The 22,828-nt window shown below is 33.7% G+C and carries 20 protein-coding genes, 3 pseudogenes and 1 other annotated feature (1 of these 24 cut by a window edge); of the genes and pseudogenes, 17 read left to right on the forward strand and 6 right to left on the reverse strand.

Annotation, left to right across the window (positions count from 1 at the left end):
* Positions 1–50 (forward strand) — a binding site (T-box leader) (it extends 199 nt beyond the left edge of the window).
* Between the two features lie 115 nt (positions 51–165).
* Positions 166–1,506, forward strand: a complete 1,341-nt coding sequence (locus MHB74_RS10830) for a sodium-dependent transporter (protein WP_061679564.1) — start codon at positions 166–168, stop codon at positions 1,504–1,506.
* Positions 1,507–1,547: 41 nt separating this feature from the next.
* Positions 1,548–2,453: an alpha/beta fold hydrolase gene (locus MHB74_RS10835; protein WP_081110372.1), complete on the forward strand. Its 906-nt coding sequence runs from the start codon at positions 1,548–1,550 to the stop codon at positions 2,451–2,453.
* A 39-nt stretch (positions 2,454–2,492) separates the two neighbouring features.
* Here the strand turns inward: MHB74_RS10835 and MHB74_RS10840 are convergent, their stop codons facing one another.
* Both MHB74_RS10840 and MHB74_RS10845 read right to left on the reverse strand, forming a co-directional pair.
* The gene (locus MHB74_RS10840; protein ID WP_061679565.1) at positions 2,493–3,068 is read right to left on the reverse strand and encodes a nucleotidyltransferase family protein; all 576 of its coding nucleotides are present in this window, start codon (positions 3,066–3,068) and stop codon (positions 2,493–2,495) included.
* Between the two features lie 190 nt (positions 3,069–3,258).
* A complete protein-coding gene (locus MHB74_RS10845; protein WP_412783791.1) occupies positions 3,259–4,371 on the reverse strand; it encodes an RNA-guided endonuclease TnpB family protein in 1,113 nt (370 codons plus the stop codon).
* Positions 4,372–4,796: 425 nt separating this feature from the next.
* On the opposite strand from MHB74_RS10845, the gene MHB74_RS10850 reads away from it, so the two are divergent.
* From MHB74_RS10850 to MHB74_RS10875, 6 genes are all read left to right on the forward strand, one after another.
* Positions 4,797–5,474, forward strand: a complete 678-nt coding sequence (locus MHB74_RS10850; protein ID WP_061679516.1) for an HAD family hydrolase — start codon at positions 4,797–4,799, stop codon at positions 5,472–5,474.
* A 205-nt stretch (positions 5,475–5,679) separates the two neighbouring features.
* Positions 5,680–7,125 carry a GntP family permease gene (locus tag MHB74_RS10855; RefSeq protein ID WP_061679517.1) on the forward strand — a complete coding sequence of 482 codons (1,446 nt, stop codon included), beginning with the start codon at positions 5,680–5,682 and terminating at the stop codon, positions 7,123–7,125.
* 52 nt (positions 7,126–7,177) lie between these two features.
* The gene (gene eutG / locus MHB74_RS10860) at positions 7,178–8,380 is read left to right on the forward strand and encodes an alcohol dehydrogenase EutG (RefSeq protein ID WP_061679518.1); all 1,203 of its coding nucleotides are present in this window, start codon (positions 7,178–7,180) and stop codon (positions 8,378–8,380) included.
* A 147-nt stretch (positions 8,381–8,527) separates the two neighbouring features.
* Positions 8,528–9,226, forward strand: a complete 699-nt coding sequence (locus tag MHB74_RS10865; protein ID WP_061679519.1) for an aspartate/glutamate racemase family protein — start codon at positions 8,528–8,530, stop codon at positions 9,224–9,226.
* A gap of 87 nt (positions 9,227–9,313) precedes the next feature.
* The gene (locus tag MHB74_RS10870; RefSeq protein WP_061679520.1) at positions 9,314–9,787 is read left to right on the forward strand and encodes an SAM-dependent methyltransferase; all 474 of its coding nucleotides are present in this window, start codon (positions 9,314–9,316) and stop codon (positions 9,785–9,787) included.
* Positions 9,784–10,224, forward strand: a complete 441-nt coding sequence (locus MHB74_RS10875) for a GNAT family N-acetyltransferase (protein WP_061679521.1) — start codon at positions 9,784–9,786, stop codon at positions 10,222–10,224. Before MHB74_RS10870 ends, MHB74_RS10875 begins: the two co-directional genes overlap by 4 nt.
* Before the next feature lie 57 nt (positions 10,225–10,281).
* Here MHB74_RS10875 and MHB74_RS10880 read toward each other — a convergent pair whose 3' ends face one another.
* Positions 10,282–10,809: an HAD-IIIA family hydrolase gene (locus tag MHB74_RS10880; protein ID WP_061679522.1), complete on the reverse strand. Its 528-nt coding sequence runs from the start codon at positions 10,807–10,809 to the stop codon at positions 10,282–10,284.
* A gap of 30 nt (positions 10,810–10,839) precedes the next feature.
* Positions 10,840–11,271 (reverse strand): GNAT family N-acetyltransferase, encoded by a 432-nt coding sequence (locus tag MHB74_RS10885; protein ID WP_061679523.1) that lies wholly within the window; start codon positions 11,269–11,271, stop codon positions 10,840–10,842.
* A gap of 153 nt (positions 11,272–11,424) precedes the next feature.
* Here MHB74_RS10885 and MHB74_RS10890 point away from each other — a divergent pair, with 153 nt between their 5' ends.
* The 6 genes and pseudogenes from MHB74_RS10890 (at position 11,425) to MHB74_RS10915 (ending at position 16,125) form a co-directional block, all read left to right on the forward strand.
* The gene (locus MHB74_RS10890) at positions 11,425–12,135 is read left to right on the forward strand and encodes an ABC transporter ATP-binding protein (RefSeq protein WP_061679524.1); all 711 of its coding nucleotides are present in this window, start codon (positions 11,425–11,427) and stop codon (positions 12,133–12,135) included.
* Complete coding sequence (locus MHB74_RS10895; protein ID WP_061679525.1) at positions 12,128–13,327, forward strand: ABC transporter permease; 1,200 nt, start codon at positions 12,128–12,130, stop codon at positions 13,325–13,327. Before MHB74_RS10890 ends, MHB74_RS10895 begins: the two co-directional genes overlap by 8 nt.
* 282 nt (positions 13,328–13,609) lie before the next feature.
* Positions 13,610–14,197 carry a YpjP family protein gene (locus MHB74_RS10900; RefSeq protein WP_061679526.1) on the forward strand — a complete coding sequence of 196 codons (588 nt, stop codon included), beginning with the start codon at positions 13,610–13,612 and terminating at the stop codon, positions 14,195–14,197.
* Positions 14,198–14,303: 106 nt separating this feature from the next.
* Positions 14,304–14,939, forward strand: coding sequence for an HAD family hydrolase (locus MHB74_RS10905; protein ID WP_061679542.1), 636 nt, complete (start codon positions 14,304–14,306; stop codon positions 14,937–14,939).
* Position 14,940: 1 nt separating this feature from the next.
* A pseudogene (locus MHB74_RS10910) lies at positions 14,941–15,133 on the forward strand (VOC family protein); the annotation flags it as partial.
* A gap of 62 nt (positions 15,134–15,195) precedes the next feature.
* The gene (locus tag MHB74_RS10915) at positions 15,196–16,125 is read left to right on the forward strand and encodes an aminoglycoside phosphotransferase family protein (protein ID WP_061679527.1); all 930 of its coding nucleotides are present in this window, start codon (positions 15,196–15,198) and stop codon (positions 16,123–16,125) included.
* Between the two features lie 35 nt (positions 16,126–16,160).
* Here MHB74_RS10915 and MHB74_RS10920 read toward each other — a convergent pair.
* Positions 16,161–16,295: pseudogene (locus MHB74_RS10920) on the reverse strand (S41 family peptidase); the annotation flags it as partial.
* Between the two features lie 45 nt (positions 16,296–16,340).
* On the opposite strand from MHB74_RS10920, the pseudogene MHB74_RS10925 reads away from it, so the two are divergent.
* Both MHB74_RS10925 and MHB74_RS10930 read left to right on the forward strand, forming a co-directional pair.
* Positions 16,341–17,222: pseudogene (locus MHB74_RS10925) on the forward strand (AraC family transcriptional regulator).
* Positions 17,223–17,354: 132 nt separating this feature from the next.
* The gene (locus tag MHB74_RS10930; RefSeq protein WP_061679543.1) at positions 17,355–18,464 is read left to right on the forward strand and encodes an alpha/beta hydrolase; all 1,110 of its coding nucleotides are present in this window, start codon (positions 17,355–17,357) and stop codon (positions 18,462–18,464) included.
* 52 nt (positions 18,465–18,516) lie between these two features.
* Here the strand turns inward: MHB74_RS10930 and MHB74_RS10935 are convergent, their stop codons facing one another.
* Positions 18,517–19,974 (reverse strand): serine hydrolase, encoded by a 1,458-nt coding sequence (locus MHB74_RS10935; protein WP_061679528.1) that lies wholly within the window; start codon positions 19,972–19,974, stop codon positions 18,517–18,519.
* Positions 19,975–20,158: 184 nt separating this feature from the next.
* Between MHB74_RS10935 and MHB74_RS10940 the strand changes: the two genes are divergently transcribed.
* Positions 20,159–22,741: an alpha-L-rhamnosidase gene (locus MHB74_RS10940; RefSeq protein WP_061679529.1), complete on the forward strand. Its 2,583-nt coding sequence runs from the start codon at positions 20,159–20,161 to the stop codon at positions 22,739–22,741.
* The last annotated feature ends 87 nt before the right edge of the window (positions 22,742–22,828 follow it).

A 22,828-nucleotide genomic window follows, 5' to 3' on the forward strand; every position in this document is an offset into this window, starting at 1 on the left:
GAATCAATAAGGGTGGTACCGCGTTAAGTAAATGGCTTAGCGTCTCTTTATATAGAGACGTTGAGCCATTTTTTATTTTATAGAAATAGAAATGGAGGGTTTATTCAGATTGGTTTATAAAATTTAATTATTTATATAAAAAGATATTAATAGGAGGAAAATAAGATGAAACAGACGGAGCAATGGACTTCGAAATTAGGTTTTATAATGGCTGCAGCAGGATCAGCAATTGGACTAGGCGCAATATGGAAGTTTCCTTATATCGCTGGGAAGAGCGGGGGAGGAGCATTCTTTTTAATCTTTATATTATTTACTGTATTAATTGGGCTACCACTACTTATAGCTGAATTTATGATTGGGCGCAGTACGCAGAAACAAGCAGTTGGAGCATTTAAAAGTATCGCACCAAATACAGGATGGCACTGGATTGGACGTCTTGGCGTTGGAACTTGTTTTATACTACTTTCGTTTTATAGTGTTGTAGGTGGATGGGTATTAATTTATTTATTCAGAGGAGTAACTGGACAACTGATTACTCCGGGACAGAATTACGGTGCATTATTTACTGAAACAATTGGAAATCCCGCTTGGGCGATTATAGGACATTTCGCTTTTATGTTCATTACGATTTGGGTTGTATCAAAGGGTGTACAAAATGGAATTGAAAAAGCAAGTAAATATATGTTGCCAGCATTGTTCGTTTTATTTGTTGCTCTTATTATTCGTTCATTAACACTTGATAATGCAATACAAGGTGTGAAGTTTTTCTTACAACCAGACTTCTCAAAGATTACTTCAGAAAGTATTTTATTCGCGATGGGACAATCATTTTTTGCGATTAGTATCGGAATTTCGATTATGGTTACCTATAGCTCGTATTTAAATAAAAAAGAAAGTTTACCAAAATCAGCAATAACAATTGTTGGATTGAATTTATTTGTTTCATTATTTGCGGGTCTTGCTATTTTTCCGGCCGTATTTTCATTAGGAATGGAGCCGACAGAAGGGCCTGGGTTGTTATTTATCGTATTACCATCTGTATTTAGTCAAATTCCATTCGGAGGATTTTTCTTAACAGTATTTCTTGCACTATTTACATTTGCGACATTAACATCGGCATTTTCTTTACTAGAGACAGTTGTTTCAGCGTTTGCAAATGGTGAACAAGAAAAGAGAACGAAATTATCATGGATGATTGGTTTCGGCATTTTCTTAGTAGGTATACCATCAGCGTTATCATTTGGAGTATGGAGTGATATTACGATTTTTGGAAAGAATATTTTTGATGCAGTAGACTTCTTATCTAGTAATATATTAATGCCACTTGGAGCACTATTTATAAGTATTTTCGTTTCATTCAAAATGGAAAAGAAGGTGCTTGAAGCAGAGTTTTTTGTAGGTGGAAATTATGGAAAGACAGTATTTATTTGTTGGGCTTTCTTACTTCGATTTGTAGCACCACTCGCAATAATCATCGTCTTTTTAAATGTAATAGGGATTATTTAAAATGAAATGTTATAATATTCAGTAAAAAGGTGCTGGTTTTTATGGTGAATTTGATAGAAGCAGGGAAATACATGAACATTAGAGGGAAAAAGCTATACGTTGAAACGCATGGAAATCCTAAAAATAAGCCGGTCTTATACTTGCATGGTGGACCGGGAGAAAGTTGCTATGATTTTTCATTTCATCAAGCGGAACGTTTAAAAGATTCTTTATATGTAATGATGATAGATCAAAGAGGTGTTTGTCGCTCAGAAGAAATTACTGAGGACGAAGCTTTTGGATTACATGATTTGATTGAAGACTGTGAGGAACTAAGAAAAGCATTACAAATTGAAAAGTGGTCTGTAATTGGACATTCTTTCGGTGGATATGTAGCATTGTTATATGCGTCGATATATCCAAGTTCAATAGAGAAAATAATATTCGAAGGGCCAACTTTTGATTTTGCGTTAACAAGTAGGGCCTTGTTACAAAAGACGGGGAAGGTATTAAAAAAGTTTGGAAAAGAAAAAGTAGCAGAAGAGTCCCTTGCTTATTCATCTAGCAATGCGAGTTCAGAAGAGTTGCTAGAAGCTTATATAAGACTAAGCAATGAATTAGAAGAAAATAGAATGGAGATTTACAATTATAAGGAAGATGTGACAGACGAGAGTTTATATAGTGATGAAGAGTGGGAAGTATTTTCAAATCGCTCCAAAATTCATTTTGATAGATTAAAAGTAGAAGGAGCAGTTCATACTTCATTATTACAAAAAATAAAAGAAATAGAAAATCCAATGTTATTAATTGTAGGAAAATACGATGCAGTAACTTGTGAAAAACAGATTGATACGTTTAATAAAGATGCCCAAAATGGGGATTATATTGTATTCGAAGAGAGTGGTCATACACCGCATTATGAGGAAGCAGATCGTTTTGCTGAAATAGTCATTCAGTTTTTGAAATAAAATAGAAAGGGAGCTTCGTATAATGCGAAGCCCCCTTTCTTACATTTTGGGATAGGTAATTGTAATATTAGGCCATTTGTTTTGCCAATTCTTTTTAATAACTCTGTTTTTGTACATATGTATACGTTCTTTTGATTCAAGAAAATGAGCTGTTGGTCTCACTTGTAAGGAAAGAACATCTTCAATACCACACGGAGCTGTTAATATAACTTTGTTTTTTTCGTCTAATGTAACCCCTAAAGCCGTTGCTGTTTCAGGGAATTTAGAAATAGCATCAACAGAAGAAGAGTACTGTGGCATATTATTCACTACATGCATACGAGCTTGATTCTTTACCGACCAAGGGATCGTAGCATCAATATTCTTTAATTTCGTTTCTAATGATTGTTCGTATATCTCATCTTTTTGTAGACTATCATAATAAATCACATCAACATCAGGCATAGCTGTTTTAGCTTCATAGTTATGTAAAGTATCCCAAATTTTAGAGCGAACAAACCCGGCACAAATCCACCAATCAGGTAAATTTAGTGATTTTGCCATTTGTAATACGTTCATCATCCATTCGTCGTTTTCAATTAAGCGAATTATATCTTGCTCTGTTTGTATAGTCATTTTTTATCCCACCTATGTTTTAATTGAGGACTAATTCACCAGTTTCTAGTGAACTACCCACCACTTAGTACCTCTTACGAGCTCACTTGAAGTGGGGGCTTCTCGGTTCATCGCTACTTTTGATAGCTAACGAATTTGTCCTAGGACAGCCGAGCTAACTCCCTTGTTCCAAAGGTTATTTTGTTACTATTTATGCCAACACTAATAAGCGGATGGCTTCCTTTTTGATATTGATCGCTGCATTATAATCACGGCCAATTGTGAGTCCACACAAACACGCATACGTGCGTTCACATAATGGCATTTCTTTTTTATTTCCACAATTACTACACATCTTTGTAGAAGGAAACCATTTATCTATTTTTACAAGCTGTTTTCCTTGTTCTTGTAGCTTATATGCTAAAAATGTCGTGAACATCCCCCAACCATTATCCGCTACACTCTTACCAAATCTAAATGCTCGTGACATTCCTTTCACATGTAAGTCTTCGATTGCTACAACGTCAAAACTCGTAGCTAATTCTTTAGACTTATGATGAAGAAAATTTTTACGTTGATTGGCGACCTTTTCATGCAATTTCGCTACACGAATGCGTTGTTTATTCCAGCGCTCTGAACCTTTCACACGTCTTGCTAATACTCGTTGTGCCTTCGCTAATTTCTCTAACATCTGACGATAAAAGCGAGGATAATTGGCTTTCTCATCTTCGCTACTCACGTACAATTCAGCCATTGCGAAGTCTAATCCAACTACACTTTGTACTTCTTTTTGTACAATCTCTTTTTCATATTCAGTCAAGATGGACACATAGTATTTACCAGTTGGTGTCATCGAAATTGTGCACGATTTGATGATATGTTTTGGCGGGATTTCTCTATGTTGCTTCAGTTTCACCATTTTCAACTTTGGTAATTTGATATAACCATGAAATAACATAATATTTCCGTTTACTCGATTCGTTGTATAGGATTTTCTACTCTTTTTACTTTTGAATGTAGGAAAATCACTTTGACCACTAAAAAAATTCTTATACGCAGTTTGCAAGTTTAATTGCGCGTTGGCCAATGCCAATGAATCAACTTCTTTCAACCATTCATACTCTGTCTTATATTTTGCAGGAGTAGGGAATTTTTGTTTCTTCAGTTCTCCCTTGTTCTCTTTATATTTTTCATATACTTCTTTTCGTTCAGCTAACATTTTGTTATACACAAAACGTACACACCCGAAGGTTTTGCGTATGAGATGTGCTTGTACTTCTGTTGGATACAGATGAAATTTATACGCCTTATTCCGCTTTGTCATATACATTCACCTCACTTTTCGCTTCATTTCCCGTAAGCTATGACGGTGATCCCACGACCTGAACACTACATGATTATTATTTACTTTCATTGTTATACCAAACTTTACCTCTTATAAGATTGATTATATCAGGGGCGAAATAAATAGGAAAACCAAATGTTTGGCTACGCCAAATCAAAATTCATCTCCCACCTACCGCTAGACTATCGTCTTTCACACGCCCCAGGAAGGAGATTTCTTTCGGATAATGCGTTAAAATAATTGTAATTTTTTACTTTATCATATCGATTACACTTTGTAACGGAAAGTATGTGACATAGAAGAAAAAATTTTTAGAAAAGATAAATAATGGTAGTATAGTAAAAGGTGGGCATGAAAAGCCTTCCATATAATATGTAAAGTAAATAGGAGCGGGGGGATTAAATTTGTATACAACATTTCTATTTGATTTAGATGGAACATTGACGGATCCGAAAGAAGGAATTGTAAATTCAGTATTGTATGCATTAAAGAAGCTTGGAATTGAAGAATTACATGTAAGCGAGTTAGATTCATTTATTGGTCCACCCATCCAGCAATCATTCGTAGAGAGATACAATATGAATGAAGGAGAGGTTGAACGAGCTGTTTTTTATTTTAGAGAGTATTTACAGCAGCGTGGATTGTTAGAAAATAATGTTTACGAGGGTATTCCAAGTCTCTTAAAAGAATTAAAAGATACCGGAAATCGTTTATTTATTGCAACTTCAAAACCTACTGTATTTGCTGAACAAGTTATAGAACATTTTCAACTAACGAATTATTTCGAAGGTATTATTGGAAGTAATTTAGATGGTACGAGAATAAAAAAAGAAGAAATTATTTCTCATATTTTACAAACAAATAAAGAACTTAATAAAGAACTTAATAAAGAAGACATTGTTATGATTGGAGATAGAAAGCACGATATAATCGGTGCGAATCATAATGGAATTCCTTTAATTGGCGTTTTATACGGTTATGGTAGTAAAACAGAATTGACTGAAGTTGGTGCGACTCATATAGTAAAGGATGTAAAAGAACTACATCATTTTTGTTTAGAAAATAGTTTAGTAAAGAAGTAAATATAGAGACTAAAAATCCCTTTATAACGTATGATGATCAAATCGTATTTGTTTAAAGGGATTTTTCATATGTAATCGAATATGTATAATTAGACATTTTTAGCATGAAAAATTTGTATGAATAAGAGGAGGGATGTCAGAATCAAAAGATTAGTAGAAATCCATCTATAAAAGTTTGAATTTTCTGTTTAAAGGAGGGGTATAATTGGAGCTAGTTATTATATTATTAGCACTTAGTTTACTAATGTTTGTAGCATATAAAGGGTTTTCTGTTATTTTATTTGCACCGATATTTGCATTATTTGCGGTATTTTTGACAGAGCCTAGTTTTGTATTACCTTTCTTTTCGAATATTTTTATGGAGAAAATGGTAGGTTTTATTAAACTATATTTCCCTGTATTTTTACTTGGGGCAATATTTGGGAAAGTAGTAGAAATGTCAGGAATTGCAGACTCGATTGCAAAGACAATTATAGAGTTAGTTGGTGAAAAACGTACGATTTTAGCGATTGTATTAATGGGTGCGATCTTAACGTATAGTGGCGTTAGTGTGTACGTAGTAGTGTTTGCTGTATATCCGTTCGCAGCTAAGCTGTTTCGACAAGCGAATATTCCGAAGCGTTTAATCCCTGGAACGATTGTACTTGGAGCGGTCACGTTTACAATGGATGCGCTACCTGGATCACCACAAATTCAAAACGTGATTCCTACAACGTTTTTTAAAACAGACATTTATGCTGCGCCGATACTTGGTATTGTAGGGGCAATTTTTGTACTCACGTTAGGATTATTATATTTAGAGAGTAGACGTAAGAAGGCGAAGGCAGCAGGAGAAGGGTATTTTGGTTTTAACGATGGGGATACTGAAATGGCAGCTTCTTTGCAAGTGCAAGTAGAACAAAAAGATATGCCATTACTGAAAAGCATTGAAATTACAAGAGTTCAGCAAGTGATTGCTTTTATACCACTTATTTTAGTAGGTGTAATGAATAAGGTATTTACTATTATGATACCGAAGTGGTATCCAAATGGTTTTGATTTTTCTGCAATTGGTATGAAAGCATTTGGAAAAGTAGAATTAAGTGCAGTAGTTGGAATTTGGTCAGTAGAATTGGCACTTATTATAGGTATTGTAACAACGTTATTATTATATTGGAAACGAGTAGTAACAGGGTTTCAAGCTGGATTGAATACAAGTATTGGTGGAGCGTTACTTGCAACGATGAATACAGGAGCTGAGTTTGGATTCGGTGGTGTAATCGCAGCACTTCCAGGATTTGCGATTATGAGAGATGGTATTTCTGCCACATTCACAAATCCTCTAGTGAATGGAGCAGTCACGACGAATATTTTAGCTGGAATTACAGGTTCTGCATCAGGAGGAATGGGGATCGTTTTAAGTGCAATGGGAGATAAGTTTATTGCAGCGGCCAATCAATTTGATATTCCATTAGAAGTAATGCACCGCATCGTATCAATGGCATCAGGAGGAATGGATACATTACCACATAACGGAGCAATTATTACTATTCTTACAGTAACAGGTTTAACACATAAACAGTCATATAAAGATATTTTTGCTATTACAATTTTGAAAACGGTTGCTGTATTTTTAGTTATTGCATTCTATACAGTAACAGGAATTTATTAAGTCGATATTTTATAAATTAAAACATTAATTAGGGTAAGAAGGGGTGGAGTACTTGCAAGAAGTTGCTGAGTTTCGTATGCCGAAGTCTGTATTATATGGAAGAAATTCGCTTGAAAAGCTGGGGGAACAATCTAAGAAGTTGGGGAAAAGAGCGTTTATAGTTACGGATACAATTATGGAGGATTTAGGATATGTTGAGAGGTGTATACAACAATTAAGTACGAAAGGTATAACTGTTATTACATATAATAAAGTAAATGCTGAGCCTACCAATATACACGTGTTAGAAGCGTTAACTCTTTGTAAAGAAGGACAGTGTGATTTTATTATCGGTATTGGTGGTGGAAGTTGTATCGATGCTGCGAAAGCAGTTGCGGTGTTATATACAAATGGTGGAGAAGTGGAAGATTACGTCCAAAAGAATATGGAAATAGACAATGATCCGCTACCACTTATTGCAATCCCAACAACTTCTGGTACTGGATCGGAAGTAACAAGTGTAGCAGTAATTACGAATAAACGAACAGATGTAAAAATGATGATGAAGCATCCAAATTTCACCCCACAAGTAGCGATTATTGACCCAATTTTAACACGTTCGGTACCACCGCATATTACAGCAGCAACAGGGATAGATGCATTATGTCATGCAGTCGAAGCATATATTTCTAAAGTTTCACAATCACTTACCGATGTACTTGCACTTTCCGCAATTGAAAGTATTATGAAATATTTACGTATTGCATATGAAGATGGAGAGAATATGGAGGCAAGAGAAGCGATGATGATTGCGTCCTTACAAGCTGGAATCGCATTTTCAAATGCATCTGTTACTCTAGTTCATGGAATGTCCAGGCCAGTAGGAGCGTTATTTCATGTGCCACACGGAATATCGAATGCAATACTATTACCTACAGTTTTAGAATATACAAAAGTTAATGCAGTAAAAAGACTAGCGAAAATTGGACGTTGTTTAAATAAAGATTTGTATTCCTATTGTGATGAAGAAGTAGCAGACTACACGCTGAGGGAAATAAAAAAACTTTGTTTTGATCTCCGAATTCCAAACTTAAAAGAATACGGAATTGGTGAAGTTGAATTTGAAAAAGCTATTTCTAAAATGGCATCAGATGCAATTGAAAGTGGAAGTCCAGCAAATAATCCACGTGTGCCATCATATGATGAAATTAAACAGTTGTATCGAGAGTGTTTTCATTATCAATATGAAGATTCTATAAAAACATTAGATAATTAATTTCAGAATATTCTTATAAAATTTCCTTGGAAATAGTTAAAACAAGACTTTATATTAAAAACGTAAAGTCTTGTTTTATTATGTATAATATACATAATAAAATGTTGTGATTAGTTTTAAAAAACAGTATAAGGTGGGTGTTGTGTAATGAAAACAATAGGTTTAATTGGTGGCATGAGTTGGGAATCAACTTCTGAATATTATCGAATCATAAATGAAGAAATAAAAGAGAGGTTAGGAGGATTACATTCAGCAAAATGTATGATTAATAGTGTAGACTTTGAAGAGATTGAACGATTCCAGTCTAGCGGAGATTGGGATGGAGCAGGAGAAATATTAGGAAATGCAGCATATTCGTTACAGAGAGGAGGAGCAGATTTTATTATTATTTGCACAAATACAATGCATAAAGTAGTTGAGAAAATAAAGGAGAATATTCATATTCCAGTCTTACATATCGCTGATGCAACTGCAAAAGAAATTAAAAGGAAAGATATTCAAAAGGTTGGTTTACTTGGAACTAAATATACAATGGAGCAAGACTTTTATAAATTACGCATAGAAGAAAATCATATAAAAGTAATGGTTCCATCAAAAAAGGATAGAGATAAGCTAAACGAAGTAATATATACAGAATTGTGTTTAGGAAAGATAACATCTCAATCTAGAGAGTATTACAAAAGAGTTATAGAAGAGCTAGTACAAGAAGGGGCGCAAGGAATCATATTAGGTTGTACAGAAATAGGATTATTAATAAAGCAGGAAGACGTATCTATTCCGATATTTGACACAGCTCATATACATGCAGTTGAAGCTGTTAATTTCGCTTTACAAAATAGATTATAATTATATTATGTAACCTAATTCGTGTTTGTGGAAAACATTCAGAAAATATTTTATAATGTAAGTGGTTACATTTAAGGGGGAATGCGTATGTTTTCAGTTCAACCAATCGCATTTGTACATAATGAAAGAAAGGAAATAAAAGACGATGAGTGGGGAGAAGTAATATCCTATATTACTTTAACTGAAACGTATACAGAAGAAAGTATACAAGGGATTGAAGATTTTTCTCACATTGAAGTTGTTTTTTACTTTCATAAAGTAGCTGATGAACAAATTCAATATTTTGCTAGACATCCTAGAAATAATAATGATTATCCTATAGTAGGCATTTTTGCACAGCGCGGGAAAAATCGTCCGAATCGCATAGGATCCACAATTGTAAAGGTGATCAAAAGAGAAGGTAAATCAATTATTGTTGAGGGGTTAGATGCTATTGATGGCACCCCTATATTGGATATAAAGCCGATAATGAAAGAGTTTATGCCGAAAGAAGAAATTGTACAGCCTAAATGGGCAACAGATATAATGAGACAGTATTGGAAGGGGAATGGAGTAAAATGAGAATATATGAGGCAACAATTGCAGATTTAGATGGACTAGCATCAGTTTTTAATAACTATCGTATGTTTTATAGACAAGATTCCGATCTAGAAGGAGCAAAAGTATTTTTACGAAATCGAATCGAGAGAAAAGAATCCGTTATTTTCGTGGCAGTTGAAGACGGTGAATATATTGGATTCACACAATTATATCCATCATTTTCTTCCATTTCGATGAAGGAATTATGGATATTAAATGATCTGTTTGTACAAGCCACTAAGCGCGGAGCAGGAACAGGTAAAAAATTACTAGAAGCTGCTAAAGAATTTGCCTTAGAAAATGGTGCAAAAGGTGTAAAATTACAAACGGAAATCGATAATTTATCAGCGCAGCGATTATACGCTGAAAATGGTTATTTGAGAGATAATCGTTATTTCCATTATGAATTAACATTTTAAAGAAATATAAGATTAAAAGAGACGTTTTTATTGTGAAAACGTCTCTTTTAATTTGTATTATAGTTGATTTAAAACCCAATTTGTAGCATCTTCAAAGTTTTCTGCAATGTAGTTTGGTTCAATATGTGCCCATTTGTCTCGGTACGTATGTAAAGCATCATATCCAGCGCCTGTTCGAACTAATATCGTCGTTGCATGTACTGTTGCTCCTGCAACGATATCAGTCCAGCGATCACCAATTACAGCGCATTTTGTTAAATCAAGCCCATGTTTTTCGGCTGCTTGTAGCAGCATACCTGTACTTGGTTTGCGGCATTCACAACCATCACCGTGTTTATGAGGACATATGTAAATATCATCAAAGCCGAACCCTTTTAATTCTTTTGCAAAATCAGCAACAGTCGCTATCCCGTCTGCGATACCTGGCTGGTTTGTGAAAGAGAAGATTTTTATATTTTGAGCTTTTAGTTTTTGCAGAGCTGCTTTTGTAAAAGGAAATAATGTAAAAGAACCTGGATAATGTATTGTAGTATCACCACCAATTGTACCGTCACGATCAATAAAAATAGCTTCGATGTTTGTCATATTTTTTAGTCCTTTCCATTTATAAATAGTTTAAAAATGTTTTACAAATCGATATCCATTCACTTCATATCCTAATTTTTTGTAAAAAGGATGTGCTTCTACTCTATTTGTTCCACTAACTAGCCATGTACCAATGCAATTATGTTTTTTGGCTAATTGTTCTGCATAATCCATTAATACTTGTCCAATGCCTTTCCGCCGTATTGTAGAATCAACGCTAATAATTGAAATTTCCCCATAACGAGTTATATCTTCTAAATTTTCACGTATACGAAACCCAAGTAATCCAAATATAGTGTCTTCTTCCTCATAAACATATAAAAAATCAAAGGGACTCATTTGTACGAATTGTAATCGGTTGTTCATATCTTCATAGGAAATAGAGGAACCTTTTAATTCTGTCGTTAAAGAACAAAGTGCATCTATATCGTCTATCGTAGCTTCACGTATATGAAAGGACATATTATCCACTCCAATAAAATGTAATCAAACATTAAGTATTCTACTAAAAGATATTTATTCCTGCTATGAAAATGAATATTTTATAATGATATATAGATAGTTATATGTTATTCTTTTCCTTGATTGTATTAGAAATGGAAAGAAGGGGAATGTATGTTAGACGTGAATATCCGTTCTGCCGGATATGATATAGGGGAAAAGACAATTCATGATATTGCCTTTTCGATTGAAAAAGGTGAATTAGTTGCACTTATTGGTGCGAATGGTGCTGGGAAGAGTACGACGATTAAAACAATGCTAGGTTTACTTGTAAATATGAATGGTGAAATATCATTCGGTGAAAAAAAGAACCCTTATGCATATGTGCCGGAGCATCCGACATATTATGATTATTTAACGCTCTGGGAACATATTGAACTATTAATGGCTGCTCGCGAGAATGAGGGAGGAAGCTGGGAAAGGAAAGCTGAAGAATTATTACATATGTTTCGAATGGATAAACATAAACATGAGTATTTATCAAAGTTTTCAAAAGGAATGAAACAAAAATCGATGCTCATTTTGGCGTTTTTAACTGAACCAGATTTTTATATCATTGATGAACCTTTTATCGGCTTAGATCCAGTAGCTACGAAAGAGTTTTTAAGTTATTTATATAAAGAGAAAGAACGCGGCGCAGGAATCTTACTTTGTACGCACGTATTAGATACAGCTGAAAGAATTTGTGAGAGATTTTTACTCATTTCACAAGGTACATTAGTCGCAGATGGACATTTAGAATCTATTCAAAAGTTAGCTGAAATGCCAGGTAGTTCATTGTTAGACTGTTTTGATGTAATCGTTAGGCGTGAACAGCATGATTAAACAACAATTTTATAAAAGATTGCGCCATGAAATGGGGCGTAAATGGAAGTCCATACGTTCTATAACTGATTGGACAGTTGCACTATATATTATTATCCCAGCACTTATATTTATAGGAATTTATTATCGTTCACTATGGATAGAAGAATTATCGATGGGGGAGACCGTTTATTTCGGATTAGGTCTACTTGTATTTTATGTGATTACATATTCAAGAGGAGTTCGCTCATTTTTTGAACAAGCGGATAGTTTGTTTTTAATTTCGTACCCTGCTCACATGCAAAAGTTAATGCAGTACGGTATGACATATACGTTTATTCGAATAGCGATAACGAATGTAGTGGTAGTAGTTGCTATGTTACCAGTGTTGATGAAAAGTATCGGAGTGACGAAGATACAAGTCGTATTATTTTGGTTATTCTTTACAGTATTTCGATTTATGTTGTCGTTATTAACGAGATTTATTCATGTACGAGTGGGGAAACGATGGCTACTCTGGATTATAAAAAATGTAATATCTTCTATAAGTCTATCCTTTTTTGGATTGAGTCTGTTTCTTATTTATAAAAATCCATTTTATTCTATACCAAGTATCGGTCTAGCAATTTTTCTAATTATCGTATTGATAAAAGAAAAACGAAATTATAAAAATTGCTTTTTTAAAGAAATTGAGAAAGAGAAAGAAGAGAGTATGCGCTGGACGAGTAGGATTATGCAAGTTGGTGGTCATACAGCTAAACCGAGTAGTTCAAATAAAAAACCGTGGATGTTTCCGCGTTCTAAAAAGTTTTTAGGAAAGAAAAAGGAATCTCGTATTGTTGAATCCTTTTTAAAAGAATTTTTCCGTACAAGTAGTGCACGAATATTTTATATTCAAATTGTTTGTATAAGTACTGTTAGTATTATCATGAGTCCGAGGTGGATTGCAGCTATTATTCTTGCATTTGCTTTAGTTGGAATTTCTCGTTATGCGCGCGATTATTGGAATGAATTTACGAAAAAAATGTTTCTTCATTTATATTGTGATGAAGGAAAATTACTATTGTTAAGATGGAAGGCAGATCGCTATTTATTACTTCCGGTACTACTTTTGTATGGAATAGTGATCCTTTCTCATTTTTATTTATTACCAGCTGTAATTGCCGGGGTTATTTTTATAGTATGGATTGGTTGGATTGTATTTTTACCGTAGAAAAAGAGCCTAAAAACGGCTCTTTTTTAATCTGTTACACATTGATAAAGAAAATATACTAAAACGAGTATGCTTGCGGCGGAATACATGACATCTAAAGTCATCTGATTGCCTCCTCATTGTTGTTGTATTTATATTGTATGAAATCTTACAATTTCATATTCAAGTGAAAAATATGTGAACGTTAACAAAATTGTAAAGTGCAAAAATTACAATCATTTTGTATAATAGAAGGAACAACCGTTATATAAAACATAATGAGTGAAAGGGGAGGGAACATACATGCCAAATTGGTTTAGAAAAACCTTAGTCGCATTAATTACCGTATTTACATTTGGTTTAGTGACGCCTCCTTCCATACTGCTTGATAATGCCAAAGCTGCGGACAAGCCTACGAGCACAGCTGGGCAACAAAATTTGGAGAGTACGTCCTATACATATGAAGAAACGAATGACAGGTTAACCACAGATACTTTTATTACGTACGCAATGCAAGAAGCAGAGAAGCAGTCGATGCAAAAGTTTGGCACTAAAATTGGTCCAGTAATTGAAGATGAGTTTAAAGATGTAATATTACCGAAAATTGAAGAGGCAATTGCTGAGCTTGCAAGTGATGTACCAGAGGAGTCATTACAATCATTAGCGATTTCTCAAAGGCCAGCTGGCGGAAATAATGAAAAGATTTTTCATGTGTATGACACGAAATCAGGAGATGACTTATTGCGATTTCATGTAAGAAGGGATCATCCACCGCAAGATGGTTATTATTTTAATTTCCACTATCACCGTTTTGATGATGGGTACTCTGGACACCATGAATTAGGAAATATTTATTGGAATACGAATGTACCGCCAAAATGGCTTTCTTAAAAAGAACAAGAGAAAATCTTGTTCTTTTTTATTTTTGTAGAAGGGTAAGACAACTATGTTGTTGAATAAGATAGGTTTAGAAAAAAGAAGCAAAGGGAGTATGGGAATGCAAAAGTATATTGTTTTTGACTTTGATGGCACATTAGTGGATTCACAAAATATATTTGTACCAATTTATAATCAACTTGCTGAAAAGCACGGGTATAAAACGGTAAGGGAAGAAGAAATTGAGTATTTACGTAAATTAACGATGACAGAGCGATGTAAACAACTCGATGTACCACTGTATAAACTACCGATATTAGCACTAGAGTTTTATAAATTGTATCAACCTGCTATAAAAGATCTCATTTTGTTCCATGGGATGAAGGATGTATTAGATGAACTACATAAAAAAGGCTATGGAATTGCAGTCATATCATCGAACTCAGAAGAGCATATTCGGGCATTTTTACACAATAATGATATAGAAAACATTCAAGAAGTGTATTGTTCAAAAAATTTGTTTGGGAAAGATAAAATGATAAAAAGGTTTTTAAAATCCAAAAAGATAACAGAGAAAGATATGTTATACGTTGGTGACGAACAGCGAGATGTAGCAGCATGTAAAAAGGCCGGGGTGAACGTAATTTGGGTATCTTGGGGGTATGATGTTATTGAAACAGTGAAAAAAGATGCACCAGATTATATGGTCAATACACCGATGGAAATTGTGCAAGTAGTACAAGGGGCGTATTCTTAATATGAATATACTTCGAGCTGGTATTCATCATATTGAATTTGGGGTAGCAAATTAGAGGAGTCCATTTCTTTTTATGATATGCTTTTTCCATAATTGGATGAAGAAAGGTAAATATAGTATCATATAGTACGGGAGAAAGTGAAATGTATTTTAAGGAAGTAGACGAGGAAATCGTAAGGATGTTATGGCCTAGATAACAAGCTATTCATATAGAAGTAGCGTATAGACCAAATGTAGAAATATAAGGGGAATAAAAATGAAAACTATTACAGCATGGCAAAACAATATACAGATAGTAAAAGATGCAGTTAATATTGAAGAAATTTCTAAAGGTTTCTCTCCTGATAAGAAATATATAGTTACGACAATTGATAATGAAAAATATTTGTTACGGATTGGCGATATACAAGAGTATGAAAGAAGGAAAATCGAATTTCAAATTTTAAATGAAATGGTAAAACGTAACGTACAGACACAAAGGCCGATTGAAATAGGTATATTGGAAGAAGAAGGTGTATATAGTATTTTCTCATATATAGAAGGGGAAGGTGCGAAGAAACTATTGCCTACGTACTCACCAAAAGAACAATATGAAATTGGTATAGAGGCAGGAAAAGATTTAGCAAAAATGCATACATATGAAGCTCCTGAGGATATTCTTCCATGGTATGAAAGAGCAATGAAAAAACACCAAAAATATGTAGAGGCATATAAAACATGTGGAATAAAAATAAAAAATGATGATAAAATCATAAAGTTTATAGATGAAAATGAAATATATGTAAAGAACCGCCCAAATCGATTTCAACACGATGATTTTCATTTAGAAAATATAATTGTGCGAGATGGGAAATATGTAGGTGTTGTTGATTTTAATGGCTATGACTGGGGCGACCCACTTCATGATTTCGTAAAGATTGCACTGTTTGCAAGAGACATTAGTATTCCTTATTCAATCGGACAAATAGAAGGCTACTTTAATGGGAAAATACCAGAGGAGTTCTGGAATTTATATGCGGTATATGTTGGTATGACGGTTTTCTCATCAGTTGTCTGGTCATTACGAGCAGCACCACATATGTTAGATGATACGTTAGAACGCCTTACTATCGTTTTAGAGGATCATAAAAACTTTGAGTTATTAAAGCCAATTTGGTTTCAACCAGAAAAGATTGATATGAAATAGAAAAGGTAGGTGTGATTCACATCTACCTTTATTTTTTACCATTCTTCGTTTTGAAGCAGTTGTAATGCTAACTTTAAATCTACATCTTCTTGTATATGTTCCGGGGTCCACGGGATATGTATATGCGGTTGTATACCAATTCCAGACATTCCTTCGCCTTTATCTATAAGGAGAAACTTGACGTTTCCATTATAATAAAAAAAGGGGGTGGGTTATTGAAAGTCAGGCAAGGTAAATATGAAGAAATAAAATTACGTGATAGAATTCCAGGAATGGTTGAATACATAGAAGATACGATGTTTCCTACTGATTTTCACTATTATATTCCTCCTCACTGGCATAGAAGTATTGAAATTAGCTTAGTAGTTAATGGAGAAGTATTTTTGTATGTGAATGGGCAAAAAAAGAAAGTATCTGCTGGCGAATTTATTTTTGTAAATAGTGGAGATGTTCATGAATTTGAAAAAATAGAGAATACAAGTTGTGCAGTAATGATGTTAATTATTTCGTATGAATTTCTTAAAGAGGTAAATGAAGATTTTGATAAATATAGATTCAATATAGTGGAATCCACCGTTCAGAAAACGGATCTTAGGCAAATATTTTATGAATTAAAAGAGTTAGTCATACATTCGGATGATTTAAGTTATATAAAAATTAATAGTTTAATTTATGAAATCGTTTATATTTTATTGCGGTATTGCAAAGCTGGAGAGAATATAGACAATAATTTTTAACTTGGAAATAAACAGAAGGAAATGATTACGTATATTTACAAACATTATAATGAAGAACTGAAACTGAAAGATGTGGCTAAACATTTTTTTGTAAGTGAAGAACACTTTTCACGCATGTTCAAAAAATCGTTTGGATCAAATTTTACCACTTTTTTAACGAGGTATAGGCTTTATAAGGCTTATGAAGATATTATTAGAAGTACAAGTTCTGTACAAGATATAGCAGTAAAACACGGATTTCCAAATATAAAATCGTTTATTTCACAGTTTAAAGATAAATATGGATATACACCATTACAGTATAGGAAGAAATTCATATCAAAAAATGACAATAATTTAATCAAATATGAACAACAATAAAAAAAAGTTCCATGTTACATTTTGTACATGGAACTTTTTTAATTTAATAATAACAGATGAAGTAAGGTTTAAAGGGGATTTATATAATCCTTAAAAATGAAAACGCTTAAAAAAAGAGAGGATGAATACTGGATGACTAGAAAGTATGACTTAACCCTTTTAGAAAAAATACAAGAAAAACAAGAGAAGATTAACTTACAGGGAGCAAAAATCTTAGTAAAAAACATACCAGATTGTGATGAAAAAGGTGCTATGGATCCACGTCTTTATAAGGATATGAAGGTTCAATTGAATGTAATGAGATTTATGCCTAAAAATATGATGAAAATGGATGCTTCTGAAAAATCAGTAAAGAATATGCGGAAACAATTTAATGCGATTAAAAGTGTTCCCATTGTCACTCAAGATATTAATATTATGCATCAAACAGTGAAAGCTGAAGATGGATTTGATATTCCGATAAGAATTTATAATAGTAGTTCAAAACGAGAGAATGCACCAATTCTATACTTTATTCATGGTGGCGGATTTATGGCGGGATCCCCAGATGTGGTTGAAGAGCTTGTGAAATTGATAGTTGAGAAAACAGATATACTAGCCGTTTCTGTTGATTATCGATTAGCTCCGGAAAATCCTTTTCCAACTGGGCATACAGACTGTTATACCACTTTAAAGTGGATTTATGAGAATGCTGACACATTGGGCGGCGATAAGAGTAATATCTTTGTTGCGGGTGATAGTGCTGGAGGTAACTTAACGCAATATTGTACGACTAAAAATATGGAAGAGGGTAAAAATCTTGTTAAAGGACAGCTACTTCTATATCCAACACTTAATATGTGTGACTTTGAAGATGAATTTTATTCTTGGAGTATAGATAAATATGAAATTGCTCCAAAGTATAAAAAAGGATTAGAAAAAATGCTTAAAATTATGCATTCAATGGTTGGAGGTATGTCGGAAGTACTTGGTACGAAAGAAATTAATTCTAAGTATTTAAGCCCATATGTTGATGTATCACCAGATTATCCAAGTACATTTATTACAGTAGGAGAGCATGATTTCCTAATGATAGAATGTTTAGCTTATGCAGCTAAATTAACTAATAGAGGAGTGGATACCGAAACAGTCCTTTATCGAGGTTTAGGACACGCTTATGGAGATAACGTAGGTGTGTATCCTCAAAGTGAAGATTTAGCAATTGAAATGGGGAATTTTATATTAAAGCATAGTGGAAAGTAGGGGGGAATGATGAAAAATAGAGGGAAGCGAAAGCTTCCCTCTATTAAATTAACTATTTAATTTTAGTGAATGTAAGAGGTTGAGTACTTAGCATTGCAGGTACATGCAATTGAAGAGATGGGAATTCGCCACTCACATTCATTTCATATGCAAATAATAGATTCATTTTTGTTTGGAACAAGTCAATTGGTGCGGAGAATACGTCGTAATGATGATGCCTTAATTGAATATCCATCTCCATAAATTGTACATTTAACGAATCATCTTGTTTGTTTACTTGTAATGTCCCATAAGCAGGATGTTCAAACGTACCAGTGTAGTCCTCTAACTTGTGAGAAGGTGTAGTCCCTTTCGTTTGTTCAGGGATGGATTCGGTTGCTTCTTTCATCATTTCCTTCATATTTTCACTATCTTCTACAGCACGTTTATGCCAGTCGATGGACTCTAATCCGAGTAGTTCGTCGTAAATTTGGTTTGCTAGATAAATAGGAAGTAATGTACCTCCAGCATTCGTTAATATAACAAGACCTACATTTTCATTTGGCATAAATGAAACAAACGCTGAAAATCCATCGATATTACCGCCGTGATGAATCATTTTATAACCACGATAAGCGCTAATAAACCAACCAAGCCCATAACTATTTAATGGAGATTCAGGAAGTGATAAAGCTGGTTGATCTGGAATTGAATTATGTGGTGTAAACAGTTGTTGTAATAATCCAGGGGAAATTAGTTCATGATCTCCAAATTTCCCTTTGTTTAAGTGAAGAAGTACCCAATTTGCCATATCTTCAATTGTAGAATTAATACATCCAGCAGCGCCAACTGTATTAATATTACGGAATGGAACTTCTTTTATTTCACCCTCATTTTCAACGTAAGGTAAAGCGTAATTATCTGTATTTTGTGAATCTGTTACAGAGAAGTTTGTTTGATCCATATTTAAAGGCTCTAAAATATGTTCTGTAACATATTGTTCCCATGTTTGATTCGTAATGTTTTCTACAATATAACTAATTGTCGCATACATTAAGTTGTTATAAAGAAATGCTGTACGGAACGGAGCATCAAGTGATAAATGTTTTATTTTTTCTACTATATCTTTTCGAGTTAAAGAAGAGCTGTACCAAAGAGCATCATGACGACTTACCCCAGTGCGATGAGAAGCTAAGTCTCGTCCTGTAACTTGTGAGCTAGCAAGTAATTCTGATAAAGAGAAGTTAGGTATATAAGTCTGGACAGGAGTATCCCAATTAAACTTTGTTTGCTGCGCTAATAAACTTAATGAAAGTGTGCCAAAAGCTTTCGTTGAGGAACCAATTGCGAACCGAGTATTCGGTGTAACAGCCTCTTTTGTCTCTATATTACGATAGCCGAAACCTTCTGAAATAATAACTTCACCATCTTTTATAACAGCTACAGCACAACCAGGAACATGTAAATCCTTCATCATTTTTTCAACCGTTGTTTGTAAAGAAGTCATAACAGGAGTTTCAATTTTAGACATACTTCTAACCTCCAAATATAAATTTTGTTCTACCGCACTATACTTTCGGTAATATAAAATAAAAACCTTTATAAATGTGGAAAGTTAATAATTTTGTAAGAATGAATGAAATTATTATTTATTTAGAATTTTATTTTTATTATAATTAATTTAAATTAAGATTTAGAAAAGATGGTGAAGAAGTGTGCTAACAATAAAGAGAGTACTTTGCGATAATAAAAAAAATCCGATAGGTATAGATTCAAAAGTTGTTAAAATGAGTTGGCAGCTTGAATCGAGTAACCGAAATGTAAAACAACTTTCTTATCAATTGCAGGTTGCGAAGGATAGAGATTTTGAGATTATAATGTTTGATTCGCAAAAAGTAGAAACAGATCAAAGTTTACATATACCAATCAATTCATTTTCATACAGAGCAGAGACGCGTTATTATTACCGAGTAAAGGCATGGGATAATTACGGAGAAGAATCATCTTGGTCTAAAGTAGCATTTTGGGAGACTGGGTTACAAGAGCAAGATAGTTGGAACGGAAAGTGGATTACTGCGAAAAAAGAGCGAACGCAGGTTATGTCTTTTAATAAAAATATTACTATTAAAAAAGTAGTTAAAACAGCACGTTTATATATCACAAGTTTAGGGGTATATGAGTCTTCTATAAATGGTGAGCGTATTGGAGATTGTTATTTTACTCCTGGTTGGACAAGTTATGATAAGAGAGTATTATATCAAACGTATGATATAACACATTTATTAAAGATTGGGCAAAATGATATTTCTGTACTGGTAGGTAATGGCTGGTATAAAGGGCCGATTACCGTACATCATGTACGTAATTATTACGGGAGAAGACGAGCAATAATTGCTCAATTACATATAACGTATGAAGATGGAACGAAAGAAAAAATTGTAACGGATGAAACATGGAAGGTAACTTCAAGCCCAATTTTGTACTCAGAAATTTATGAAGGTGAAGTATACGATGCTAGGCTAGAAGAAAGTGGGCAAGAGCTAGAAGATGTTGAAGTACTTGAGCATTCTAAACAAATAATTGTTGCGCAGGAAAATAAATCAATTCGTAAAATGAAAATTATAAAACCGATTTCTATTTCAAAACTACCGAATCACGAATGGCTCATTGATATGGGGCAAAATATGGTAGGTTGGGTTCAATTTACAGTCCGTCACGTTTATATTGGCCAAAAGATAGAATTGCATCATGCTGAAATATTGAATAAAGACGGTAATTTTTACGCTGGAAATCTCCGAAAGGCAAAACAAAAAATAGTGTATATAGCAAAAGGAGAGCAAGAAGAAACGTTTGAACCTCATTTTACATATCAAGGCTTTAGATATGTGAAAATAAGTGGATTAACCCAGCCGCCTCAAATAGCAGATTTTGAAGGAATTGTATTACATACAGATATGGAAAAAGTAACTGAATTTGAAACGTCTAATCCATTAATCAATCAACTTCATCATAATGTGGAATGGTCTCAAAGAGGGAATTTTTTTGATGTGCCAACAGATTGTCCGCAGCGAGATGATCGACTTGGATGGACAGGAGATGCACAAATGTTCATTGGGACAGCTACGCAAATTATGAATGTACAATCGTTCTTTAAAAAGTGGCTCCAAGATTTATCATTAGATCAAAATGTTAATGGAGCTGTGCCTTTAGTTATTCCAGATGCTTTTGGGAAAAGAGAAGATTTTGATTTAGATACTTCTGGTGGTTGGGGCGATGCAGCAATTATTTGTCCGTGGGTTCATTATTTGCATTACGGAGATGTATCAATTTTAAAAGAACAATACGACAGTATGAAGAGGTATATAGATTACATACGTTCACAAGGTGAGAACGAGTATTTATGGGATACAGGCTATCATTTAGGGGATTGGCTTGCATTAGATACGAAACCCGATGTATATGAAGGCGGAACAGACAAGTATTTTATTGCGACGGCTTTTTATGCATATTCAACAGCGCTTGTACAAAAAATTGCTGAGATTTTAGGTAAAAAAACAGATGCTACGTTTTATAAAGAATTACATGCAAATATTGTCCAAGCGTTTCAAAATGAATTCGTTACACCAAATGGTAGGCTAATTTCGAATACCCAAACAGCCCACATATTAGTACTTCTTTTTGAACTAGTGAAAGATGATGTGATGGAGAAAGTATTTAATCGGTTAATTGAGCTTTTAAAAGAAAGTAAAAATCATTTAACAACTGGTTTTATAGGAACACCTTATTTAAATTTAATATTAAGCAAGTTTAACCGTCATGACCTTGCTTGTAAGCTTCTATTTCATGAAGATTATCCATCATGGTTATACCAAGTGAAAAAAGGTGCCACAACGATTTGGGAACATTGGGATGGCGTGAAAGAGGATGGAACACTTTGGAATGATAGTATGAATTCTTATAATCATTACGCATATGGCTCTATCGTTGAATGGATATACCGATATATTGTTGGATTAGAAGTGGATGAAACAAAACCTGCATATAAACATTTTTATTTACAACCACATTTTGATTCGAATATAGAATGGATTAAAGTGAAACGTGAAACAGCTTATGGGGAAATTAAAATTGAGTGGCGTGTAGAAAATGAACAAGTCTTTTTACAGATTTCGGTACCAGCTAATACAAGCGCTACATTACAGATAGACGAAACGAATTGGAAATCGGAACATAACATTGAAAGGGATTTAGGATCAGGGGATTATACAATTACATTTTGTAAAAATATATTGCAGTAGAATTCTGTTTATATAGAAATATTTTTTATTGATTTGGATTATTAAATTCACTGTTTTTCATGTTATGATAAATTTCATATACGATTG

Origin of the sequence: Bacillus sp. FSL K6-0069 (assembly GCF_038007785.1) — a bacterium.
GTDB lineage: Bacteria > Bacillota > Bacilli > Bacillales > Bacillaceae_G > Bacillus_A > Bacillus_A mobilis.

What these genes read in the sequence shown, in the direction of transcription:
- MHB74_RS10830 (WP_061679564.1), top strand. Translation starts at nt 166, where the DNA reads ATGAAACAGACGGAGCAATGGACTTCGAAATTAGGTTTTATAATGGCT.
- MHB74_RS10930 (WP_061679543.1), top strand. Translation starts at nt 17,355, where the DNA reads ATGACTAGAAAGTATGACTTAACCCTTTTAGAAAAAATACAAGAAAAA.
- MHB74_RS10890 (WP_061679524.1), top strand. Translation starts at nt 11,425, where the DNA reads ATGTTAGACGTGAATATCCGTTCTGCCGGATATGATATAGGGGAAAAG.
- MHB74_RS10840 (WP_061679565.1), bottom strand. Translation starts at nt 3,068, where the DNA reads ATGACTATACAAACAGAGCAAGATATAATTCGCTTAATTGAAAACGAC.
- MHB74_RS10885 (WP_061679523.1), bottom strand. Translation starts at nt 11,271, where the DNA reads ATGTCCTTTCATATACGTGAAGCTACGATAGACGATATAGATGCACTT.
- MHB74_RS10880 (WP_061679522.1), bottom strand. Translation starts at nt 10,809, where the DNA reads ATGACAAACATCGAAGCTATTTTTATTGATCGTGACGGTACAATTGGT.
- MHB74_RS10845 (WP_412783791.1), bottom strand. Translation starts at nt 4,371, where the DNA reads ATGACAAAGCGGAATAAGGCGTATAAATTTCATCTGTATCCAACAGAA.
- MHB74_RS10900 (WP_061679526.1), top strand. Translation starts at nt 13,610, where the DNA reads ATGCCAAATTGGTTTAGAAAAACCTTAGTCGCATTAATTACCGTATTT.
- MHB74_RS10835 (WP_081110372.1), top strand. Translation starts at nt 1,548, where the DNA reads ATGGTGAATTTGATAGAAGCAGGGAAATACATGAACATTAGAGGGAAA.
- MHB74_RS10875 (WP_061679521.1), top strand. Translation starts at nt 9,784, where the DNA reads ATGAGAATATATGAGGCAACAATTGCAGATTTAGATGGACTAGCATCA.
- MHB74_RS10935 (WP_061679528.1), bottom strand. Translation starts at nt 19,974, where the DNA reads ATGTCTAAAATTGAAACTCCTGTTATGACTTCTTTACAAACAACGGTT.
- MHB74_RS10915 (WP_061679527.1), top strand. Translation starts at nt 15,196, where the DNA reads ATGAAAACTATTACAGCATGGCAAAACAATATACAGATAGTAAAAGAT.
- MHB74_RS10865 (WP_061679519.1), top strand. Translation starts at nt 8,528, where the DNA reads ATGAAAACAATAGGTTTAATTGGTGGCATGAGTTGGGAATCAACTTCT.
- MHB74_RS10895 (WP_061679525.1), top strand. Translation starts at nt 12,128, where the DNA reads ATGATTAAACAACAATTTTATAAAAGATTGCGCCATGAAATGGGGCGT.
- MHB74_RS10905 (WP_061679542.1), top strand. Translation starts at nt 14,304, where the DNA reads ATGCAAAAGTATATTGTTTTTGACTTTGATGGCACATTAGTGGATTCA.
- MHB74_RS10870 (WP_061679520.1), top strand. Translation starts at nt 9,314, where the DNA reads ATGTTTTCAGTTCAACCAATCGCATTTGTACATAATGAAAGAAAGGAA.